This window comes from Sphingomonas paeninsulae, assembly GCF_003660165.1.
Classification (GTDB): Bacteria; Pseudomonadota; Alphaproteobacteria; order Sphingomonadales; family Sphingomonadaceae; genus Sphingomonas_O; species Sphingomonas_O paeninsulae.
On sequence record NZ_CP032829.1, the window covers coordinates 2610074 to 2628333 of the forward strand.

Consider the following 18260-nt stretch of genomic DNA (forward strand, 5'->3'; position numbering starts at 1 on the left):
CGCGCAACCCCCTATCTGTCGGTTCATGGCTTCAACGGAAATCGATGCACTGTCTCAGGCACTGGCCCGGCTTCCCGGTTTGGGCCCACGTTCGGCCCGCCGCGCGGTGCTGCACCTGCTCAAAAAGCGGGAAGGGGCGCTGATCCCGCTGTTGCGCGCACTCGAATCGGTGAACGAACGGCTCGCGACATGCTCGGTTTGCGGTAACGTCGATACGCGCGATCCGTGTTCCATCTGTTCCGACCCCCGCCGCGATGACCGTTCCATCGCCGTTGTGGAGGATGTCGCCGACCTCTGGGCACTCGAACGTTCGCGCCTGTTTCCGGGGCGGTTCCATGTCCTTGGGGGGAGATTGTCCGCGCTCGATGGCGTCCGTCCCGAAGACCTCACCATCGACCGCCTCGTCACGCGCATTTCGCAGGGCGGTGTCGATGAAGTCGTCCTCGCCATGAACGCGACTTTGGAGGGCCAGACGACCGCGCATTATATCGCTGACCGCCTCGAAAATTTCCCGATTCGCCTCACTCAGCTTGCGCATGGGCTGCCGGTTGGCGGTGAACTCGACTATCTCGACGACGGCACGCTGGCGCAGGCATTGCGGGCGAGAAGGCCCGTCAGTTAGTCAGTTTTACATTCTGCGCTTCCCTGAGCCTGACGAAAGGCTGCCCTTCTTCCTCGCAGAACTAACAGACCAATAGTTGACGCAGGAACCCACAATTCCTACCTGAGAATTATGGCGATCCTCTCAATCATAGAAGCCCCGGACCCCCGGCTGCGCGTAATCTCGACCCCAGTAGAGGCCGTCGATGACAGCATCCGCACGCTCGTGGCCGATATGCTGGAGACGATGTACGATGCACCCGGCATCGGTTTGGCAGCAGTCCAGATCGGCGTGCCAAAGCGCCTGCTCGTCATCGACCTGCAAGAACAGGAAGACGAAGAGGGCAAGAGCATCCGTGAGCCGCGCGTCTTCATCAACCCTGAAATCCATGACGAAGACGAAGAATACACCGTCTATAACGAGGGCTGCCTCTCGGTCCCCGATCAATACGCCGAAGTCGAACGACCTGCCTCCATCCGTGCGACCTGGATGGACCTTGACGGTAAGCAGCATGACGAGCGTATCGAGGGGATGCTGGCGACCTGTCTCCAGCACGAGATGGATCACCTTGAAGGCGTGTTGTTTATCGACCACCTCAGTCGCCTGAAGCGCGAGATGGTGATGAAGAAGCTGCTGAAGTTCCGCAAAGCTGCCTAATCCTAGCCAGTAAAACCCGCTTCCGTGAGTCTGTCGAAGGGGTGCCCTCCTTCTCGAGGTGCAGAAAGAAGGACAATCCTTCGACAGGCTTAGGGAAACGGCTAGGCTCGCAAATAACCCCTGTTCCTAACCATCCGTTCGTCCTATGTTCCCGCAATAATTTGACGGGGCAATGCGACGATGACGACCGAAATCCTGATTGTTGCCGTCCTCACGCTGCTTGCAGGGCTGGCGATTGGCTGGCTGCTCGGCGGTCGGACGGCGGGGAAGGTCCGCGAACAACTCGCCGCCGCACAGGTCCACGCCGGACAAGTCGAACAGGTGCGTCAGATGCACCAGCAGGTCGAAACCGAACGTGACCAGCACCTTCGCGACCTCACCGATCTGCGCGCGCGATCCAGTGAACGCGAAGCCGCATCGCAAGCCCGTGCTATAGAACGAGAAACGGCATGGCAGGCATCGCATGACCGTTTGCTCGCCGATAAAGAAGCCCTTGGCGCACAATTCGCCGAAACGGGTGCCAAGCTCCTCGAAACCGCGCAACGCCAGTTTCTCGAACGCGCCGACGCCCGGTTCAAACAATCCGAAGAAACAACGGGGCAGGGGCTAAAAGCACTGCTGGCACCGGTCACCGAAAAACTCGCACGTTACGAAGCCGGCGTTGCCAAGGTCGAAGCCGAACGCCGCGACGCTTTCGGCGATCTAAAGGGCCAGATCGAAGCCATGCGCGTCGGCACCGAGCGTGTTTCCGGCGAGGCGGCGAAACTGGTCAACGCTCTTCGTAACGCTCCCAAGGCACGCGGCCGCTGGGGTGAACAACAACTTCGCAATGTCCTTGAAAGCTGCGGGCTGTCCGAACACGCCGACTTCCAGACCGAAGTCAGCATCAACGGCGAAGAAGGTGGCCGCCTTCGCCCAGACGTCATCATCAACGTCCCCGGCGGCCAGTCATTGGTCATCGACGCGAAGGTTTCGCTGAACGCTTATCAGGACGCATTCGGAGCCGTGGACGAAGGCGAACGGCTGCTCGCCCTGACCGCCCACACCGCTTCGATGCGCGCCCATGTGAACAGCCTCGGCAACAAAGCCTATTGGAGCCAATTCGCCGACGCGCCCGATTATGTGATTATGTTCGTGCCCGGCGAACACTTCCTGTCCGCTGCGCTGGAGCATGACCCAACGCTTTGGGACTTCGCGTTCGAAAAGCGGGTGTTGTTGGCGACGCCAACGAACCTGATCGCCATTGCCCGCACGGTGGCTGCGGTATGGCGACAGGAGAAACTGGCCGGACAAGCGCGCGAAATCGCTGAACTCGGGAAAGATCTTTACGCACGTCTCAGCGTCATGGGCGGTCACGTCGCACGCGTCGGAAAGAATCTAGATACCGCAGTCGGGGCTTACAATGCGTTTGTCGGAAGCCTCGAATCGCAGGTTCTGACACAGGCCAAGAAATTCGAAGCGCTCAACATCGAAACTTCGGGAAAAACGATTGAATCGCTTCCCGTCGTTGAAACTCTGACCCGTCCGCTCGTTAAGCTGGTGAGCGACGCTTCTGGTTGATCACTTCATAAGCCATCACCGCAGTCGCAACCGCAGCGTTCAGACTGTCCGCCTTGCCCAGCATCGGCATCTTCACCAACAGATCGCACTCGGCTTCATAGTCTGCCGGTAATCCCTGCGCCTCATTCCCAACCAGAATGAACGTCGGCGCGGTGTATTTCACGGCCTGATAATCGACATCGGTATTCAGGCTGGTTCCGACCAACTGTCCGGGTCCACCGCGCAGCCATGTTACGAAGTCGGCCCACGAAGCCACGCTCACGCTTTGCGTAAAGATCGCGCCCATGCTCGCCCGCACTGCTTCGACCGAAAACGGGTCGGTGCAATCGTCGATCAGGATCAACCCGCCCGCGCCAACCGCATCGCCGGTTCGTAACATCGTTCCCAGATTGCCGGGATCGCGCAAAGCCTGCGCCACGATCCAGATGTCGGCCGTACTACGATCGACCTGATCCAGCGGCACCAGCCGTTCGTGATACACGCCAAGGACGCTGCCCGGATTATCCTTGCCCGACAGCTTGGAAAGAATATCGGGATGAGTGACAACGACCTCGCCCCCCGCAGCCTCGGTCGCCTCGGTCAGCCGAACCACCAGCGGATGGTTTGCGCTTTCCGGCGAATGCCAAAGCATCTCGGGCGTAACCCCGGCGTCCAGCGCCTCGGTCAATATCCGCAGCCCCTCGGCGAGAAAACGTCCTTCGGCCCGGCGATGCTTCTTGTCGCGCAGCGATCGCACGCGCTTGACGATGGGATTGGAAAACCCCGTAATTTCTCGGGCCATGACCTAGTCTTCCCCGAACTTATTCTCCACCAGTTCGGCCAATGCCGTAACTGCCTGTTCCGCCCCGTCGCCGCTGGCGCTGATCGTCACGCTGTCGCCCATCGCCGCGCCAAGCATCATCAGTCCCATGATCGAGGTACCAACCACGCTGGACCCATCTTTTTCGACCTCGACCTTGGCCGGTAAGCCACTGGCAAGCGTCACGAACTTGGCACTGGCGCGCGCATGTAGTCCGCGCTTGTTGGTGATCAGGACAGTCTTTTGAATCACGCCGCCTGCTCGCCCAGAACTTCGGACGCGACGGAGATATATTTACGCCCTGCTTCACGCGCGGCGGCTACGGCATCACGGACATTCATTGTTCGACGGGCCCCCTCCAGGCGGATCAACATCGGCAGGTTGATCCCAGCGATGACCTCTACCTTACCTGGATGCATTAACGAAATGGCGAGGTTCGAAGGCGTGCCCCCGAACAGATCGGTCAGCACGATAACGCCGCGCCCACCGTCAACCTCGGCAATCGCCTTGGCAATGTCGGTGCGTCGCAGTTCCATATCGTCTTCTGGACCGATGCAGATCGTCGCAATTGCGCGCTGCGGTCCTACGACATGCTCCATCGCGACGACGAATTCCGTCGCTAGCCTGCCGTGTGTCACCAGTACCAAACCGATCATTACGAACCAATCTCGCTTCTAGACCCAATTGTGCCCTCTGACGTCTTAAGCGTCATTTCCTCGCCGGTGCGATGCTTGCCTTCCGTCGAGTCGTCAGGCCTGCTCCGCAAATCACGGTGTAAGACCGTGGGCGAAAATGCTGCATTGCGCAACCGGGCGGCAACCCGCTCTGCAACATGGACGCTGCGGTGTCTCCCGCCGGTACATCCAAAGGCAATCGTTACATAAGCTTTGCCGTCCGCCTGATAGCGCGGGAGGAGGAAAAGCAGCAGTTCCTCGATGCGGCTGACGGCCTCCTCATAGGCAGGATCTTCGGCCACATAGTCGGCGACTGCCGCGTCCAGCCCGCTCAATGGGCGCAGTCCGCTGTCCCAGTGCGGGTTACGCAAAAATCGCATATCGAACATCAAATCGGCATTTCGTGGCACACCACGGGCAAATCCGAACGACATGATTGTCAGCGTAGAGGCCGATTCGCGGTCCTCATCGAACCGTGCACGGATCTCCAGCCGCAGGTCGTTACTTGTGTTTGCAGTCGTGTCGATGACATGGTCGGCCCATCTCCGCAGCGGGCTCAGCAGTTCGCGCTCGCGTGCAATGCCGTCCGACGCCGGGCGGTCGAGTGCCTGCGGGTGCCGCCGCCGCGTCTCCGCATAGCGCCGCTCGAGCTCCGACCCCGAGCAATCGAGGAACAGCGTCCCGATGTCGTCGCCAGCTTCGCGCATGACCTTGATGCGTTCGACAATCGCATCGGCATCGAACCCACGCGTCCGACTGTCGATACCAAGAGCGAGAGGGCGGCTATCGCTTGCCCCCTCGGGCGGTGTTGTCCCAAGCAACAGTCCCAGTAGCCGCAGCGGCAGATTATCGACCGTTTCCCAGCCGATATCCTCGAGTGATTTCAGCACAGTGGACTTGCCTGCACCAGACATGCCCGTGACCAACAGGATGCGACCCGGCCGTGTCATGGAGTCCGCAATCCATGTTGGGCGAGCGCCATCTCGACCTTGATCGGTGCCGATGCTTCAAGTGCGGCCAGTGCCACCAGTGGAATGTCTATCCCGGCGATTTTCCGTTCGCGACCCGGCTCCGGCATTCTCTCGACGGGTTCCCCCACGACGACCATCAAAGCGACAGGCACGCGATCGACATGGGCCATCTGTTGAATTCCAAGACCACGAACTTCAATTTTGCCAGCGATTGTCGCAGGCGCGCTTGCCAGCAGGGCTTTGTCGATACGCTGCGTCAATGTATAATCGTCACTCACCAACGTAGCACCGCGGTCGATCAGCCGTAGCGTCAGGTCGGATTTTCCGGCACCCGACGGCCCTGCGATCAGGACGGCACGACCCGCTATCGCCACGCACGACGCGTGCAGCGTTTCGGACGATACCCCTGTTACGGGCGAATAAACCGTCATGGTGCGCGCTTCTGCTCCTTTATGCCGCGGGCATTCGAATGACGAAACGCGCTCCGTCGGCTCCCGAATCGCGGTCTTCGATCGCGATTGTCCCGTTATGCCCGTCCACGATCGTCTTGGCGATGGCGAGGCCAAGCCCGGAATGTTTGCCGAACGCTTCGGTGTCGGGTCGGTCGCTATGAAAGCGCTCGAACGCCAGTTCTCGCGATGCGACGGGAATGCCCGGCCCGTCATCCTCCACGGTCACGATCACATCTTCGCCTGCTCGGGTCGCTCCGACCTGCACGACGCCGCCGGGGGCGAGAATGAAACCGCATTATCGATAAGGTTGCGGATGGCACGCTCCAGCCGATTGGGGTCGCCCATGACCACCGCTGTGTCGCGCCCCGGACGGGCGAACGCGATGCGTGTCTGGTCGGAGGTTCTGATATTATGTTCGGCAAGCAGCGTTTCGATCAGTTCGCCCAGATCGACGCGTTCAAAGCGCGTCCGGGTCAGCTCCGCGTCGAGCCGGGATATATCCGAAATGTCTGTTATCAGCCGGTCCAGCCTTCGAACGTCCTGCGCGATAATATCGGTAAGCTGCTTTTGCAGCGCAGGATCGGTCACTCGATCTAGGCTCTCGACCGCAGAAGATAACGAGGCCAGCGGGTTTTTCAGTTCGTGCGAAACATCTCCGGCAAACCGCTCGATCGCGTCGATCCGTTCGCGCAGCGCGTGTGTCATGTCGGAAACGGCGCGCGCCAACAGGCCGATCTCGTCGCTGCGACCGGGCAGGCGGGGCACGACGACATCGCGCGCACGGCCAAGGCGCACGCGAACGGCGGCACGCGCCAGTCGCCGCAGTGGTCGAACGATCGTGCGCGCAAGGAAGAACGAGAGCGCGGCTGAAAGAACCAGTGCGATCAGGATGACAGTCGCCAGTCGCAGTCTTTCGGCGCGCACCAGCCGGGTCACATCGCGCGTGTTCTGAACACTGAGCAGATAGGCGGACTGCCCCGGTGCAACGCTTGTCGCGGCACTGATGACAAGGGTGCGATCGGGGGCAAGACGCACTTTTGAACGGACCAACTGCCCCATCATCACATGTTGCAGCTCGCGCCAGTAATGGGCGGGAAGGGCGCCCTGATCGACAAACGGGCTTGGAATATGAGCGCCAACGGCGCGATCTATGACCGCATCCATCCAACGGGCAAAATGTTTGTCCCATGGCTCGCTGGCAGGGTCGACCAACTTAAAACTGCGCCGTTTGTCGTGCCAACTGTCGTAAATCATCGTCCCGGATTTATCGTACATTCGCAGGTGGTCGCCCGAGGTTGCCGCGATGGCATCGAGTATTGCCGGGCGCGCTGCCTCCGGTGCACTGGCGAGTACGACCGAAACGATTCTGATTTCGCTTTCCTCTTGCGTCCGTCGCTCTTCGATGAGGCGGGTGCGAAACCCGTCGAGATACAGCACGCTGCCGCCGATCAGCACCAATACAAGCAGATTGACCACGAGTATGCGGAGCGTGAGCGAGCCACGACCGATCCAGCGTGACGCACGATCCGGGGCGTCACCCGTCGGAAAAGCGATAACCTGCGCCATATAGCGTCTCGATTGCGTCGAATTGCGGATCGACAGCGCGGAATTTGCGCCTCAATCGCTTGATGTGGCTGTCGATCGTGCGATCATCGACATAGGTGTCATCCTGATAAGCAACGTCCATCAACTGACTGCGGCTTTTGACGACATCGGGACGCTGGGCCAGTGCTTCCAAAATCATGAATTCGGTGACCGTCAGCGTTACGCTCGATCCCGCCCAATGCACCCGGTGACGCGCTGGATCGAGTTCGAGGCGGCCCCGGACGACTGGGTCGGGGACTTCTCCCGATGGCTCTCCCGGATCGACCTTCGACAGCTCCACGCGGCGCAGGATCGCCCGAATTCGCGCGATCAGCAGCCTCTGGGAAAATGGCTTTGCAATGTAATCGTCAGCACCGAGCGCAAGCCCAAGCGCCTCGTCCAGTTCGTCGTCTTTGGATGTGAGGAATATCACCGGCAGCGACGACTTTTCCCGCAGGCGACGTAACATCTCCAGCCCGTCGAGGCGCGGCATCTTGATGTCGCTTACCGCAAGGTCGGGTGGATTATCGATCAGCGCCTTCAACGCGGACTCGCCATCAGTGTAGAGGCGCGTGGTGAAACCCTCTGCCTGCAAAGCAATGCCGACCGATGTCAGGATGTTGCGATCGTCATCGATCAGGGCGATGGTCGCGGTCATTGCTACCGGTGATAAGCCAAGCTCATGCCGCCCGCAACCGGTGACCTGTTCCACGGCTATATGTCCCACTGCGGCACCGGACTGGTTTGACGGTTTTACCGACCCGGTATAAGCGCGATCGGAACTGTCCAGATCGACCCGTCACGCGGGAGATTTGTCGTATTTTCCTGAAAGAGGTTCCAGTGACTGATCGCATTCCTTCCTTCGATCTTGCCGCGCAGGGCATTTCCACCGCCGCCAATCTGAATTGGAACCTGATCACCGCGCCACTGGTCGAACACGCAGTACGACGTGGCGAAGGAATACTCGCAGCCGACGGTCCGCTGGTCGTCGAAACCGGCAAGCACACCGGGCGCTCGGCCAACGACAAATTCATCGTCCGTGATGCGACGACCGAAGACACGATTTGGTGGGGCAAGACCAACAAGGGCATGACGTCAGAGCATTTTGCCGCATTGAAGGCCGACTTTTACAGCGCGCTCGCGACGAAAGACACGCTCTACGTTCAGGATCTGTTCGGCGGATCGCAGCCCGAATATCGCGTCAATGTCCGCGTCATCACTGAACTGGCCTGGCATAGCTTGTTCATCCGTACGCTGCTTGTCCGCCCGGAAACGGCGCAACTCGCGGACTTCGCTCCCGAATTTACGATTATCGACTTGCCAAGCTTCCGCGCCGATCCTGCGCGTCATGGCAGCCGTGGCGAAACGGTAATCGCAGTCAACTTCACCGAAAAACTGATCCTCATCGGCGGCACGGCTTACGCTGGCGAAATGAAGAAGTCGGTGTTCGGCATCCTCAATTACAAGCTGCCTGTCGAAGGCATCATGCCGATGCATTGCTCGGCCAACATTGGGCCAAAGGGCGACACGGCTGTATTTTTTGGTCTGTCCGGCACTGGTAAAACGACGCTGTCTGCCGACGCCAGCCGCACGCTGATCGGCGATGACGAACATGGCTGGTCCGACACGGCGGTCTTCAATTTTGAAGGCGGCTGCTACGCCAAGATGATTCGCCTGTCCGCCGAAGCCGAACCTGAAATCTTCGCCACGTCGAAGCGTTTCGGAACGGTTCTGGAAAACGTCGTGATCGACAAGGACACCCGCCAGCTTGACTTCGACGACAACAGCCTCGCCGAAAACAGCCGCGGTTCATATCCGATCGACTTCATCCCCAATGCGTCGGCCGACAACATGGGGCCGGTTCCGCAGAACATCGTGATGCTGACCGCTGATGCTTATGGCGTCCTGCCTCCGATCGCGAAGCTTACTCCCGATCAGGCGATGTACCACTTCCTGTCGGGCTACACCGCGCGCGTTGCGGGCACCGAAATTGGCGTGACCGAACCCGAAGCAACCTTCTCGACCTGCTTCGGCGCACCGTTCATGCCGCGCCACCCCAGCATCTATGGCAACCTTCTGAAGTCGCGCATCGCCAAGGGCGGCGTGTCTTGCTGGCTCGTCAACACGGGCTGGACGGGCGGTAAACACGGCATTGGTCGTCGTATGCCGATCAAGGCAACCCGCGCGCTGCTGAACGCTGCACTCGACGGCAGCATTAACGATGGCGAGTTCCGTACCGATCCCAACTTTGGCTTCAAGGTTCCTGTGACGGTCGCTGGTGTCGATACCGGCATCCTCGACCCGCGTAGCACCTGGGCGGACAAAGAGGATTATGACCGCACCGCGCAGAAACTTGTTGGACAGTTTATCGACAATTTCGCTCAATTCGAAGATCATGTTGACGAAGGCGTTCGTCAGGCCGCCCCGAAAGCTGCATAATCGCCTGACCTCACCGGTAAAGGAAATGACGATGGGTATGCTCGACGGAATTCTGGGATCACTCGGTGGTAACGCCGTGGTTGAAAATCTGGCCGCAAAGGTCGGACTTTCGCCTGAACAGGTGCAGTCCGCTGTCGCCGCTCTCGGTGCCGCTCATCCGCAAGAGGGCGATACTGTTGAGACTGCTGCTGCCAGCACCGGTTTATCGACTGACACGCTTCAGCAGATCGTTGGTCATCTCGGTGGAGAAGGCGCTCTCGCCAGCGTCTCCGGGATGCTTGATCGTGACGGTGACGGCAATCCGATCAACGACATCACCAGCATGATCGGCGGCTTCTTCAGCAAGAAATAAGCCGGCGCTGAACAAAGCGGGGGCGCATTAAAAACGCCCCCGCTATCAGGCTTTCTCGACCAGCAGGACGCTCCGCTCGATACCGATGACGCGCAGGCGATCTCCGATGTCAGCGATTGCGCCACGCGCAGGCCACACGCCGTCACCGACTTTCACGCGTCCCTGAGAGGCGTCGATCGCAGTGACCGCTGTTACTATCTCACCGATCAACCGCGCTCCGCGATCGTTGAGCAATGGATCGGCCGACTCGATCGGGTTGCGCACCAGCACCCGGCGTCCGACGTAAACTGACGCAATCGCGGTGACGGCGAATACAAAAAGCTGCACCGGCACGCCGATGGGCACCAACAACGCCACCAATCCGGTAATCAGCGCGGCGATGCCGATCCACATCAGGAACGCGCCGGGCATAATGATTTCCGCAATGCCGAGCGCGGCTGCGGCAATCAGCCACAGCCAGTGATCCGCAATGCCAGCAGCCCAGTTCATTTCGTGGGCGTCTCAAACGGCCCCGGCCGCCGTAGCGGTGCGGGGGCTGGAGTGGGGCTATCCCTGAACGCATCGCGCGCCAGTTCGCCAATCCCGCCCAGCGTCCCGATCAACTGTGTCGCCTCGACCGGGAACAATATCGTCTTGGCATTGGGCGAAGTCGCAAACAGCGCGACAGCCTCGACATATTTCTGCGCGATGAAATAGTTGATCGCCTGCGCGCTGCCGCCTTCGATCGCGTCGGACACCAACTTGGTCGCAGTCGCCTCTGCCTGAGCCGAGCGTTCCCGCGCTTCGGCATCGCGATAAGCCGCTTCCCGACGCCCCTCGGCCTCCAGAATTTGCGACTGTTTCTGACCCTCGGCCCGGTTGATGTCGTTCTGCCGCGCGCCTTCCGACTCCAGAATCGAAGCGCGCTTTTCACGCTCTGCCTTCATCTGCCGTGTCATTGCATTCACGATGTCGGCGGGCGGGCGAATGTCCTTCAACTCCACGCGGGTGATCTTCACGCCCCACGCCTCGGTCGCGGCGTCAACGACGACCAGCAGCCGCGCATTGATCTCGTCGCGCTTCGACAGCGTCTCGTCCAGATCCATCGACCCCATCACCGTGCGCAGGTTGGTGGTCGATAATTGCATGATCGCGCGGTACAGGTCGCTGACCTCATAGGCGGCCTTGGCGGCATCCAGCACCTGAAAGAACACCACACCGTCGACCGCGACCATCGCGTTGTCCTTGGTGATGATTTCCTGACCGGGAATGTCCAGCACCTGCTCCATCATGTTAACCTTGCGACCGACACGATCGACAAACGGCATGATGAGGGTGAGACCGGGAGGGGCAACAGCGGTAAATTTGCCGAAACGCTCGATCGTATATTGATACCCTTGCGTGACCATTTTCACGCCCATGATGACGTAAACGATGGCTAAGACAGCAAGAACGGTAAACGCGACTTCCATGGACGGCTCCCCAGCGTGAATTGGCTGTCCTTATGGCCCCCCGCGATCCCAACCTCCAAGCACATTCGCGCAACGGTCGGTCAGGGGCAGATAGAGTTCAACCTGTCAGCGGTATTCGTGGGTGACGTCGCGTTTAAACCCTTCCAGTCGCACAGCCCGGTTCCCGATGCAGACCGGTGTCGCGATCACGCGGATCCAGCGATGCCCGCCATTGGCAGGAACGATCTCTGCATCGAGGGTAAAGCCGCGCTGGTGCTTGATCGAATAGGCCCGCAGCCGCTCCATCTTGGTGCGCGAAGCTTCCCGATAGAGCGAAACCGTTCGTTTTCGATTGGCAGGCTTGTGTTGCGGCATTCCGAAAAAATCAAAAACCTCAGGCGACCAGGTCAGCACATTGTTGACGAGATTGCATTCCCAGGTGCCGATACCCTGTTGGGCCAGCATGGCCTGGCCTGCCGAAAGGTCGAGCGTTGCCGTGTTGGACCAGGCAAAGTCATGCCCCAGAGAGAATTGCCGACCGTGTTCGAACAGCGGCCAACTATGGGTAGACTGCGAAAGTTCATTCGATATCATGAGCAGCCCCCTGGTTGCACCTATGCGTAAGCCATTCCTCCAATAGTGGGTACCAGTCAACATCGTCGAGTGCATTTGATGCACTGTCATTAATACTTGTCGCGAACAGACTGAAGGCGGGGAACGGGCGAAGCGACAACGCCAAAACGGCCGTCAACTAATCCTGTACTTGCTTGTCCAGAAACATCGTTACCTATTCAGCCCCCCTTTATGAAGATCCGTACCATCGCTATGGCCTCGAACATGCAACTACTCCGCACGGCGCGAACAGCGATCCCGGTAGCCGTCTTGATGTTATCAGCCTGCGCCAGCAACAATTTCCGCCCGGTGAGCGACGCGCCGGTTCGGATCGGTCGACCCTATATCGTGGGCGGCAAAACGTTCGTGCCCGCACCCGATCCCAGTTACGACATGCTCGGCGTCGCAAGCTGGTACGGTAACGAATCCGGCAATCGCACGGCCAACGGAGAACGCTTCCGCGCCAAATGGATCACCGCCGCGCACACAACTTTGCCGCTTCCCACTTATGCCGAGGTTACTGCGCTCGACACCGGGCGTCGCATCATCGTTCGAATCAACGATCGCGGACCATTTGTGACTGGTCCAAGGATCATCGATCTGTCTCGAGGAGCGGCCGAACAACTCGGTATCCGTGAAAGCGGCCATGCCCGCGTCCGCGTCGTAAGGGTTGAACCGTCGGAGAAAGACCGTGACCGCCTCCGCCACGGCAAACCGGCGCGCGAACTGCCGCCGGTACGTGAGGACGTGCTGCAAAACCTACGCGCTCAGCTTTCGAAGGCGGGCTTATAATTAAGAGTTTGAGCTTTCCCGTTGATGAGCCAAATCCAGCGCTGAACTTCCAGAAGCCCCCCACAGATCCCCAGAATTCGGCGATCCCGCATTCTGAACCTCCGAAATCTCCACATTGCCCAACCCGGAAAACCTACAACGCTAGCGCCAATCGCCCAGTGCGGTTACATGGGCCGCCACGACTCACCCATGAAGGTGCCCGCTTGGCTATCGAAATTCCCCTCGGACTTACATTTGACGACGTTCTGCTTCAGCCTGGGGCGTCCGACGTCCTGCCCAGCCAGGCAGATACGCGTACGCAACTGACCAAGACCATTTCGCTCAACATCCCGATTCTGTCGTCGGCGATGGACACTGTGACAGAGGCCGACATGGCCATCGTCATGGCTCAGCTTGGCGGGATCGGTGTGCTTCACCGCAACCTGACCGTCGAGGAACAGGTCGAAGCCGTCCGTCAGGTAAAGCGTTTTGAAAGCGGTATGGTCGTCAATCCGATCACCATAGCGCCCACGGGCACGCTTGCCGAAGCGCGCACGCTGATGACCTATCACAAGATTTCGGGGATTCCCGTTGTCGAGGCATCGGGTCGTCTGGTCGGCATCCTGACCAACCGCGACGTCCGCTTTGCCGGCAACCCGAACCAGCCCGTCGCCGAACTGATGACCAGCCAGAACCTTGCCACCGTGCAGGCTGGCGTGACTCAGGCCGATGCCCAGCGCCTGCTCCATCAACGCCGCATCGAAAAGCTGCTTGTCGTCGATGAAAACTATCACTGCGTTGGTTTGATTACCGTCAAGGACATCGAAAAAGCAGTTACCTATCCGAATGCGACCAAGGACGGCACCGGTCGCCTTCGCGTTGCCGCTGCCACCACGACCGGCGACAAGGGATTCGAACGGACCGAGGCCCTGATCGACGCCGATTGCGACGTGATCGTGGTCGACACCGCACACGGCCATTCGCTGATGGTTGCACAAGCTGTCGAACGCATCCGTAAACTCAGCAATTCGGTCCAGATCATCGCAGGCAATGTCGCCACCGGTGCCGCCACGCGCGCACTGATCGACGCTGGCGCCAACTGTATAAAGGTCGGCATTGGCCCCGGCAGCATTTGCACCACGCGCGTTATTGCTGGCGTCGGCGTGCCACAGCTTACCGCCATCATGGAAAGTGCCGAAGAGGCCGCGAAGTCGGGCATTCCCGTTATTGCAGACGGTGGCCTGCGGACGTCAGGAGACATTGCCAAAGCTCTCGCGGCAGGTGCGTCAACCGTTATGGTCGGATCGCTGCTGGCGGGCACCGCAGAGGCTCCTGGCGATACGTTCCTGTATCAGGGGCGTCAGTATAAATCCTATCGCGGCATGGGTTCGGTCGGCGCAATGGCGCGCGGATCGGCTGACCGGTATTTCCAGCAGGACATTACCGATCAGTTGAAGCTCGTTCCAGAAGGTATCGAAGGGCAGGTTGCTTTCAAGGGACCGGCCAAGGACGTGATCCATCAGCTCGTCGGCGGCGTGAAAGCGGCAATGGGCTATACGGGTTCACGGACGATCCCGGATTTGCAGCAACGCGCGAAATTCGTGCGGATCACCAATGCGGGCCTGCGTGAAAGCCACGTCCACGACGTCAACATCACGCGCGAAGCTCCGAACTACCCGACGCAGTAACCCGCTCTCGTTTACTAAGTTTTCTTCCGCTTCCCTGAGCCCGTCGAAGGGTTGCCCTTTTTTCCAATCTGGAAGAAGCAGGACAACCCTTCGACAGGCTCAGGGAAGCGGTTTTATTTTATATTAGGCCCAACTCAATGACACCTTCCGCCCGCGTTCAGATGGCAATCGAACTCCTCGACAAGATCATCGCATCGGCACAGCGCAACGGTGCGCCGGCCGATACAATCATCGCGGAATGGTTCAAAACTCGCCGGTTTGCAGGGTCGGGGGATCGTCGCGGCATTCGTGAACTCATCTACCGTGCCATCCGCGCGTTCGGCGAGCCACCTGAAACAGGTCGTCGTGCCATGATGGGTCTGGCTCAGATCGACCCGGAAATAGCCGCTGCTTTCGATGGATCGTCCTATGGGCCGCCAAAGATTGGCCGCGCCGAAAATCCATTGCAGCCTTCGCCGATGCCCGACTGGATCGGCGGGCGGATCGACTCCGCCGAACATGAAGCGTTGCTGGCGCGCGCGCCGCTCGATCTGCGGGTCAACACGCTTCAGACTTCGCGTGATGCGATGATGGCGATATATCCGAATGCTGTTGAGATACGCGGTCTTCCCAACGGTTTGCGTATCGATCCTCCCATTGCGATCGAAGCCGACGACGCCATGCGCGACGGCCTGATCGATGTGCAGGACGCGGGCAGCCAGTTCGTCGTTACGGCCTGTCAGGTCAAACCCGGCCAGACGGTGGTCGATCTGTGTGCCGGGGCGGGGGCAAGACGCTCGCGCTCGCCGCTGACATGGAAAACAACGGACGGCTTATCGCCTGCGACACCGATCGCACCCGCTTGTCGCGCCTCTCGCCCCGCGCTGCTCGTGCTGGCGTCAACGTCGAAGTGCGTTTGCTCGATGGTGGTCGTGAAGCCGCGATGCTTGGCAATCTGGCTGAGAAAGCTGACGTCGTTCTTGTCGATGCGCCCTGCACCGGCAGCGGCACTCTGCGCCGCAATCCAGAGGCACGCTGGCGGATTACGCCCGATCGTCTCCGCGACGTTCTCGACGTGCAGCGCCATGTTCTCGACCTTGCGACGCCATTGGTCCGTCCCGGCGGCGCGCTCGTTTATGCCGTGTGCTCGCTCATCGAGCGTGAGGGGTGGGGGCAGATGGAGGATTTCCTCATGCACAATCCCGACTTCACCGCCGAAACGCTTGAAATCGGGCGTGAATCCGGTCCCGGCCGTATTTTAACGCCGGGTCACGATGGCACCGATGGGTTTTTCGTCGCGCGACTAATTCGTGCGTGCTAGTCTCACTCCCTAGATGGTTTTGGAGACACTGATGCGCCTCACGCCCCCCGCGATTGCCCTTGCTGTCCTTCTCGCAACGGTGTCCAGCGTCAGTCACAGCGCGCGACCCGATGCGATGGTCGATGCTCGCTCGATGGCGCTGCTGAAGCAGGGAGAGGAAGCTGCCGCTTCGGGTCAGTTAACCGCCGCTAACGATGCGTTAGAGACTGCTTTGGCCGTGGACCCACGCAATCGGGGCGCATTTATCGAACTGGCGAAAGTGGCTACCCGTCAGGGTTTGAACGGAAAGGCGATCCGTCTTTATCGTGAAGCCCTTTCGCTCGAACCGAACGACGTCACGGCATTGGCCGGGCAGGGTGAAGCTATGGTTGCAAAAGGTGCTGTGACCAAGGCTGGCGAAAATCTGACGAAAATCAAAACCCTGTGCGTTGTGACTTGCCCGCAAGAGGTCAGCCTTGCTGCGGTTATCGCGCGCGGTGCACCTCCCGAAGCCGTTACTGCTGCTGCCGCCACTCCTGCGCCAGCGAAGCCTGCCGCTAACTGAGCAGGCGGGCAATCGAAACGAATTCCTGAACGCTCAGGGTTTCGGCGCGACGGGCAGAATCGATGCCCAGACTTTCCAGCGCGCCGAGTGCGCCCGGAACAGATTTAACGCTTTGTCTCAACATCTTACGCCGCTGGCCGAATGCCGCGGCGGTCAGTTGTTCGACCGCGCGAATCTTGACATCCTTGGGCTGTGCGATTGGAACAATATGCACGACTGCCGACATGACTTTGGGCGGCGGGGTAAAAGCCGACCTGTGAACCCGCATCGATATTTCGGCAGAACTCCGCCATTGTGACAGCACCGTGAGCCGGCCGAACGCGTCGCTTGCGGTCGGTGCAACGATCCGCTCCGCGACCTCTGCCTGAAACATCAACGTCAACGAAGCCCAGCGCGGGGCCATGCCTCCACCGTCAGCCACTTCACCAATAGCGCCGTTCCGACATTATATGGAAGGTTTGCAACGACATGGCCGCCCTGTTCCAACACTTCATCGAGCGGAACAGTCATCGCATCTGCATCGATAACCCGCAACCTGCCCGGCGCGGTATCACCCAATTCCGCCAGCACTGGAATACACCGCCGGTCCCGTTCCACCGCCGTGACATTAGCCCCGGCATCCAGCAGCGCCCGCGTCAGCCCGCCCGGTCCCGGCCCGACTTCATAAACCGACTGTCCCGTCAGATTGCCCGGAATATCGGCAATACGCCGAAGCAATTGTCCATCGAGCAGGAAGTTTTGGCCAAGCGCTTTGCTCGCCGTCAGTCCATGCCGGGCAATAACCTCTCGCAGAGGTGGCCGGTCGTAGCTCAAGCTGCCTGCGCACACGCCTGCGCGGCCCGTGCCTCCGTCGCCGACGCGGCCATCTGTATTGCCGCGATCATCGCTCCGGGGTTGGCGAGGTTCTTCCCAGCGATTCCGAAGGCCGTGCCGTGATCCGGGGCGGTGCGAACGATCGGAAGTCCCAGCGTCATGTTCACGCCATCATCGAAATGCAGCGTCTTCAAGGGAATAAGCGCCTGGTCGTGATAAAGACAGATCGCCACATCATATTCGGCCCGTGCGCGCGAATGGAACATCGCGTCGGCGGCGATCGGTCCGGTCGCGTTGATACCTTCTGCCCGCAGAATTTCGATTGCAGGCGCGATGAAGTCGATTTCTTCACGACCGAGCGCCCCGTTCTCGCCAGCGTGTGGATTGAACCCGGCAAAGGCGAGTCTCGGATGTTCGATCCCGAAATTGCGCTGTAACCCGCGCGCCGTAGCACGTGCCTTGGCGACGATCATCTCGATCGACAAACTGCCAGAAACCTCCGCCAGGGGAATGTGCGTGGTCACCGGCACGACCTTTAGCGTCGGTCCTGCAAGCAGCATGACGGCATTGTCACTGGATACGCCACAGCGTTCGGCGATAAATTCAGTTTGGCCGGGATGCGTGAAGCCCACTGAGTACAGCTGAGTTTTGGAAACCGGCGCGGTTATCAGCGCACGTGCCGCTCCCGATCGCGCTATTCCTGCTGCGACCTCAAGCGATGCAAGCGCGCAGCGTGCGCCTTCAAAGCTTGGTTTGCCCGGTTCGATCACACCAGCGTCTTCAATCTGCAGCAACGGGATCGCGCGGAAGAATACGCCCATAGTCTCTCGTGGATCGCGGATCCGTTCGATTGGTCCCTGCCAGACAGCATCGATCGATCGCCGGTCGCCAACAACGAAGAACGGCGCAAGCTTGTGGATGTCACGTGCCGTCCACGCCTTTGCGGCGATCTCCGGTCCGATGCCCGCCGGGTCACCCAAGGAAACAACCATCGGGAGCGTAGCTTCGATCAT

At 59.9% G+C, this 18260-nt stretch carries 18 protein-coding genes and 3 pseudogenes; 9 read left to right on the forward strand and 12 right to left on the reverse strand.

All coding sequences use genetic code 11. From position 1 onward, the window contains the following. Positions 1-25: 25 nt before the first annotated feature. The 3 genes from recR to D3Y57_RS18270 all read left to right on the forward strand — a co-directional run bounded on the left by recR (position 26) and on the right by D3Y57_RS18270 (position 2818). On the forward strand, positions 26-622 hold the full coding sequence (gene recR, locus D3Y57_RS18260) for a recombination mediator RecR (RefSeq protein WP_121154901.1): 597 nt from the start codon (positions 26-28) through the stop codon (positions 620-622). A gap of 111 nt (positions 623-733) precedes the next feature. After that, positions 734-1258 (forward strand): peptide deformylase, encoded by a 525-nt coding sequence (gene def, locus D3Y57_RS18265; RefSeq protein ID WP_121154903.1) that lies wholly within the window; start codon positions 734-736, stop codon positions 1256-1258. Positions 1259-1438: 180 nt separating this feature from the next. Continuing rightward, positions 1439-2818 (forward strand): DNA recombination protein RmuC, encoded by a 1380-nt coding sequence (locus tag D3Y57_RS18270; protein WP_121154905.1) that lies wholly within the window; start codon positions 1439-1441, stop codon positions 2816-2818. On the opposite strand, the gene D3Y57_RS18275 is transcribed toward D3Y57_RS18270, so the two are convergent. The 7 genes and pseudogenes from D3Y57_RS18275 to D3Y57_RS18305 all read right to left on the reverse strand — a co-directional run bounded on the left by D3Y57_RS18275 (position 2790) and on the right by D3Y57_RS18305 (position 7956). Next, on the reverse strand, positions 2790-3599 hold the full coding sequence (locus tag D3Y57_RS18275; RefSeq protein WP_121154906.1) for a TrmH family RNA methyltransferase: 810 nt from the start codon (positions 3597-3599) through the stop codon (positions 2790-2792). The two genes, D3Y57_RS18270 and D3Y57_RS18275, sit on opposite strands and share 29 nt — an antisense overlap. A 3-nt stretch (positions 3600-3602) precedes the next feature. Then, positions 3603-3869, reverse strand: a complete 267-nt coding sequence (locus D3Y57_RS18280) for an HPr family phosphocarrier protein (RefSeq protein WP_121154908.1) — start codon at positions 3867-3869, stop codon at positions 3603-3605. Beyond that, positions 3866-4273, reverse strand: a complete 408-nt coding sequence (locus D3Y57_RS18285) for a PTS sugar transporter subunit IIA (RefSeq protein WP_121154911.1) — start codon at positions 4271-4273, stop codon at positions 3866-3868. Before D3Y57_RS18285 ends, D3Y57_RS18280 begins: the two co-directional genes overlap by 4 nt. Then, entirely contained in the window at positions 4273-5241 is a 969-nt protein-coding gene (gene rapZ / locus D3Y57_RS18290) for an RNase adapter RapZ (RefSeq protein ID WP_121154913.1), read from the reverse strand. The genes D3Y57_RS18285 and rapZ overlap by 1 nt, the downstream gene beginning before the upstream one ends. Next, a complete protein-coding gene (locus D3Y57_RS18295; protein WP_121154916.1) occupies positions 5238-5693 on the reverse strand; it encodes an HPr kinase/phosphorylase in 456 nt (151 codons plus the stop codon). Before D3Y57_RS18295 ends, rapZ begins: the two co-directional genes overlap by 4 nt. A 19-nt stretch (positions 5694-5712) precedes the next feature. Continuing rightward, a pseudogene (locus tag D3Y57_RS18300) lies at positions 5713-7280 on the reverse strand (sensor histidine kinase). Continuing rightward, a complete protein-coding gene (locus D3Y57_RS18305; RefSeq protein WP_121154918.1) occupies positions 7249-7956 on the reverse strand; it encodes a response regulator transcription factor in 708 nt (235 codons plus the stop codon). Before D3Y57_RS18305 ends, D3Y57_RS18300 begins: the two are co-directional and overlap by 32 nt. A 182-nt stretch (positions 7957-8138) precedes the next feature. Here D3Y57_RS18305 and D3Y57_RS18310 point away from each other — a divergent pair, with 182 nt between their 5' ends. Together D3Y57_RS18310 and D3Y57_RS18315 are read left to right on the forward strand one after the other, a co-directional pair. Further along, positions 8139-9737 (forward strand): phosphoenolpyruvate carboxykinase, encoded by a 1599-nt coding sequence (locus tag D3Y57_RS18310; RefSeq protein ID WP_121154920.1) that lies wholly within the window; start codon positions 8139-8141, stop codon positions 9735-9737. Positions 9738-9768: 31 nt separating this feature from the next. Further along, a complete protein-coding gene (locus tag D3Y57_RS18315) occupies positions 9769-10089 on the forward strand; it encodes a hypothetical protein (RefSeq protein ID WP_121156176.1) in 321 nt (106 codons plus the stop codon). 45 nt (positions 10090-10134) lie between these two features. On the opposite strand, the gene D3Y57_RS18320 is transcribed toward D3Y57_RS18315, so the two are convergent. The 3 genes from D3Y57_RS18320 to D3Y57_RS18330 all read right to left on the reverse strand — a co-directional run bounded on the left by D3Y57_RS18320 (position 10135) and on the right by D3Y57_RS18330 (position 12113). Then, positions 10135-10578, reverse strand: coding sequence for an NfeD family protein (locus D3Y57_RS18320; RefSeq protein WP_121154923.1), 444 nt, complete (start codon positions 10576-10578; stop codon positions 10135-10137). Next, positions 10575-11540 carry an SPFH domain-containing protein gene (locus tag D3Y57_RS18325; RefSeq protein ID WP_121154925.1) on the reverse strand — a complete coding sequence of 322 codons (966 nt, stop codon included), beginning with the start codon at positions 11538-11540 and terminating at the stop codon, positions 10575-10577. Before D3Y57_RS18325 ends, D3Y57_RS18320 begins: the two co-directional genes overlap by 4 nt. 105 nt (positions 11541-11645) lie before the next feature. Beyond that, positions 11646-12113 carry a hypothetical protein gene (locus tag D3Y57_RS18330; protein WP_121154928.1) on the reverse strand — a complete coding sequence of 156 codons (468 nt, stop codon included), beginning with the start codon at positions 12111-12113 and terminating at the stop codon, positions 11646-11648. Between the two features lie 291 nt (positions 12114-12404). Between D3Y57_RS18330 and D3Y57_RS18335 the strand changes: the two genes are divergently transcribed. From D3Y57_RS18335 to D3Y57_RS18350, 4 genes and pseudogenes are all read left to right on the forward strand, one after another. Next, on the forward strand, positions 12405-12923 hold the full coding sequence (locus D3Y57_RS18335) for a septal ring lytic transglycosylase RlpA family protein (RefSeq protein WP_239026093.1): 519 nt from the start codon (positions 12405-12407) through the stop codon (positions 12921-12923). A gap of 209 nt (positions 12924-13132) precedes the next feature. Further along, positions 13133-14590, forward strand: a complete 1458-nt coding sequence (guaB, locus tag D3Y57_RS18340) for an IMP dehydrogenase (protein WP_121156181.1) — start codon at positions 13133-13135, stop codon at positions 14588-14590. A gap of 137 nt (positions 14591-14727) precedes the next feature. Then, positions 14728-15890: pseudogene (locus D3Y57_RS18345) on the forward strand (RsmB/NOP family class I SAM-dependent RNA methyltransferase). Positions 15891-15921: 31 nt separating this feature from the next. After that, positions 15922-16434, forward strand: a complete 513-nt coding sequence (locus D3Y57_RS18350; RefSeq protein WP_121156183.1) for a tetratricopeptide repeat protein — start codon at positions 15922-15924, stop codon at positions 16432-16434. Here the strand turns inward: D3Y57_RS18350 and rsmA are convergent. Together rsmA and pdxA are read right to left on the reverse strand one after the other, a co-directional pair. After that, positions 16427-17247, reverse strand: a pseudogene (rsmA, locus tag D3Y57_RS18355) (16S rRNA (adenine(1518)-N(6)/adenine(1519)-N(6))-dimethyltransferase RsmA). The gene D3Y57_RS18350 and the pseudogene rsmA sit on opposite strands and share 8 nt — an antisense overlap. Then, entirely contained in the window at positions 17244-18260 is a 1017-nt protein-coding gene (gene pdxA, locus D3Y57_RS18360) for a 4-hydroxythreonine-4-phosphate dehydrogenase PdxA (protein ID WP_121154930.1), read from the reverse strand. The pseudogene rsmA and the gene pdxA overlap by 4 nt, the downstream one beginning before the upstream one ends.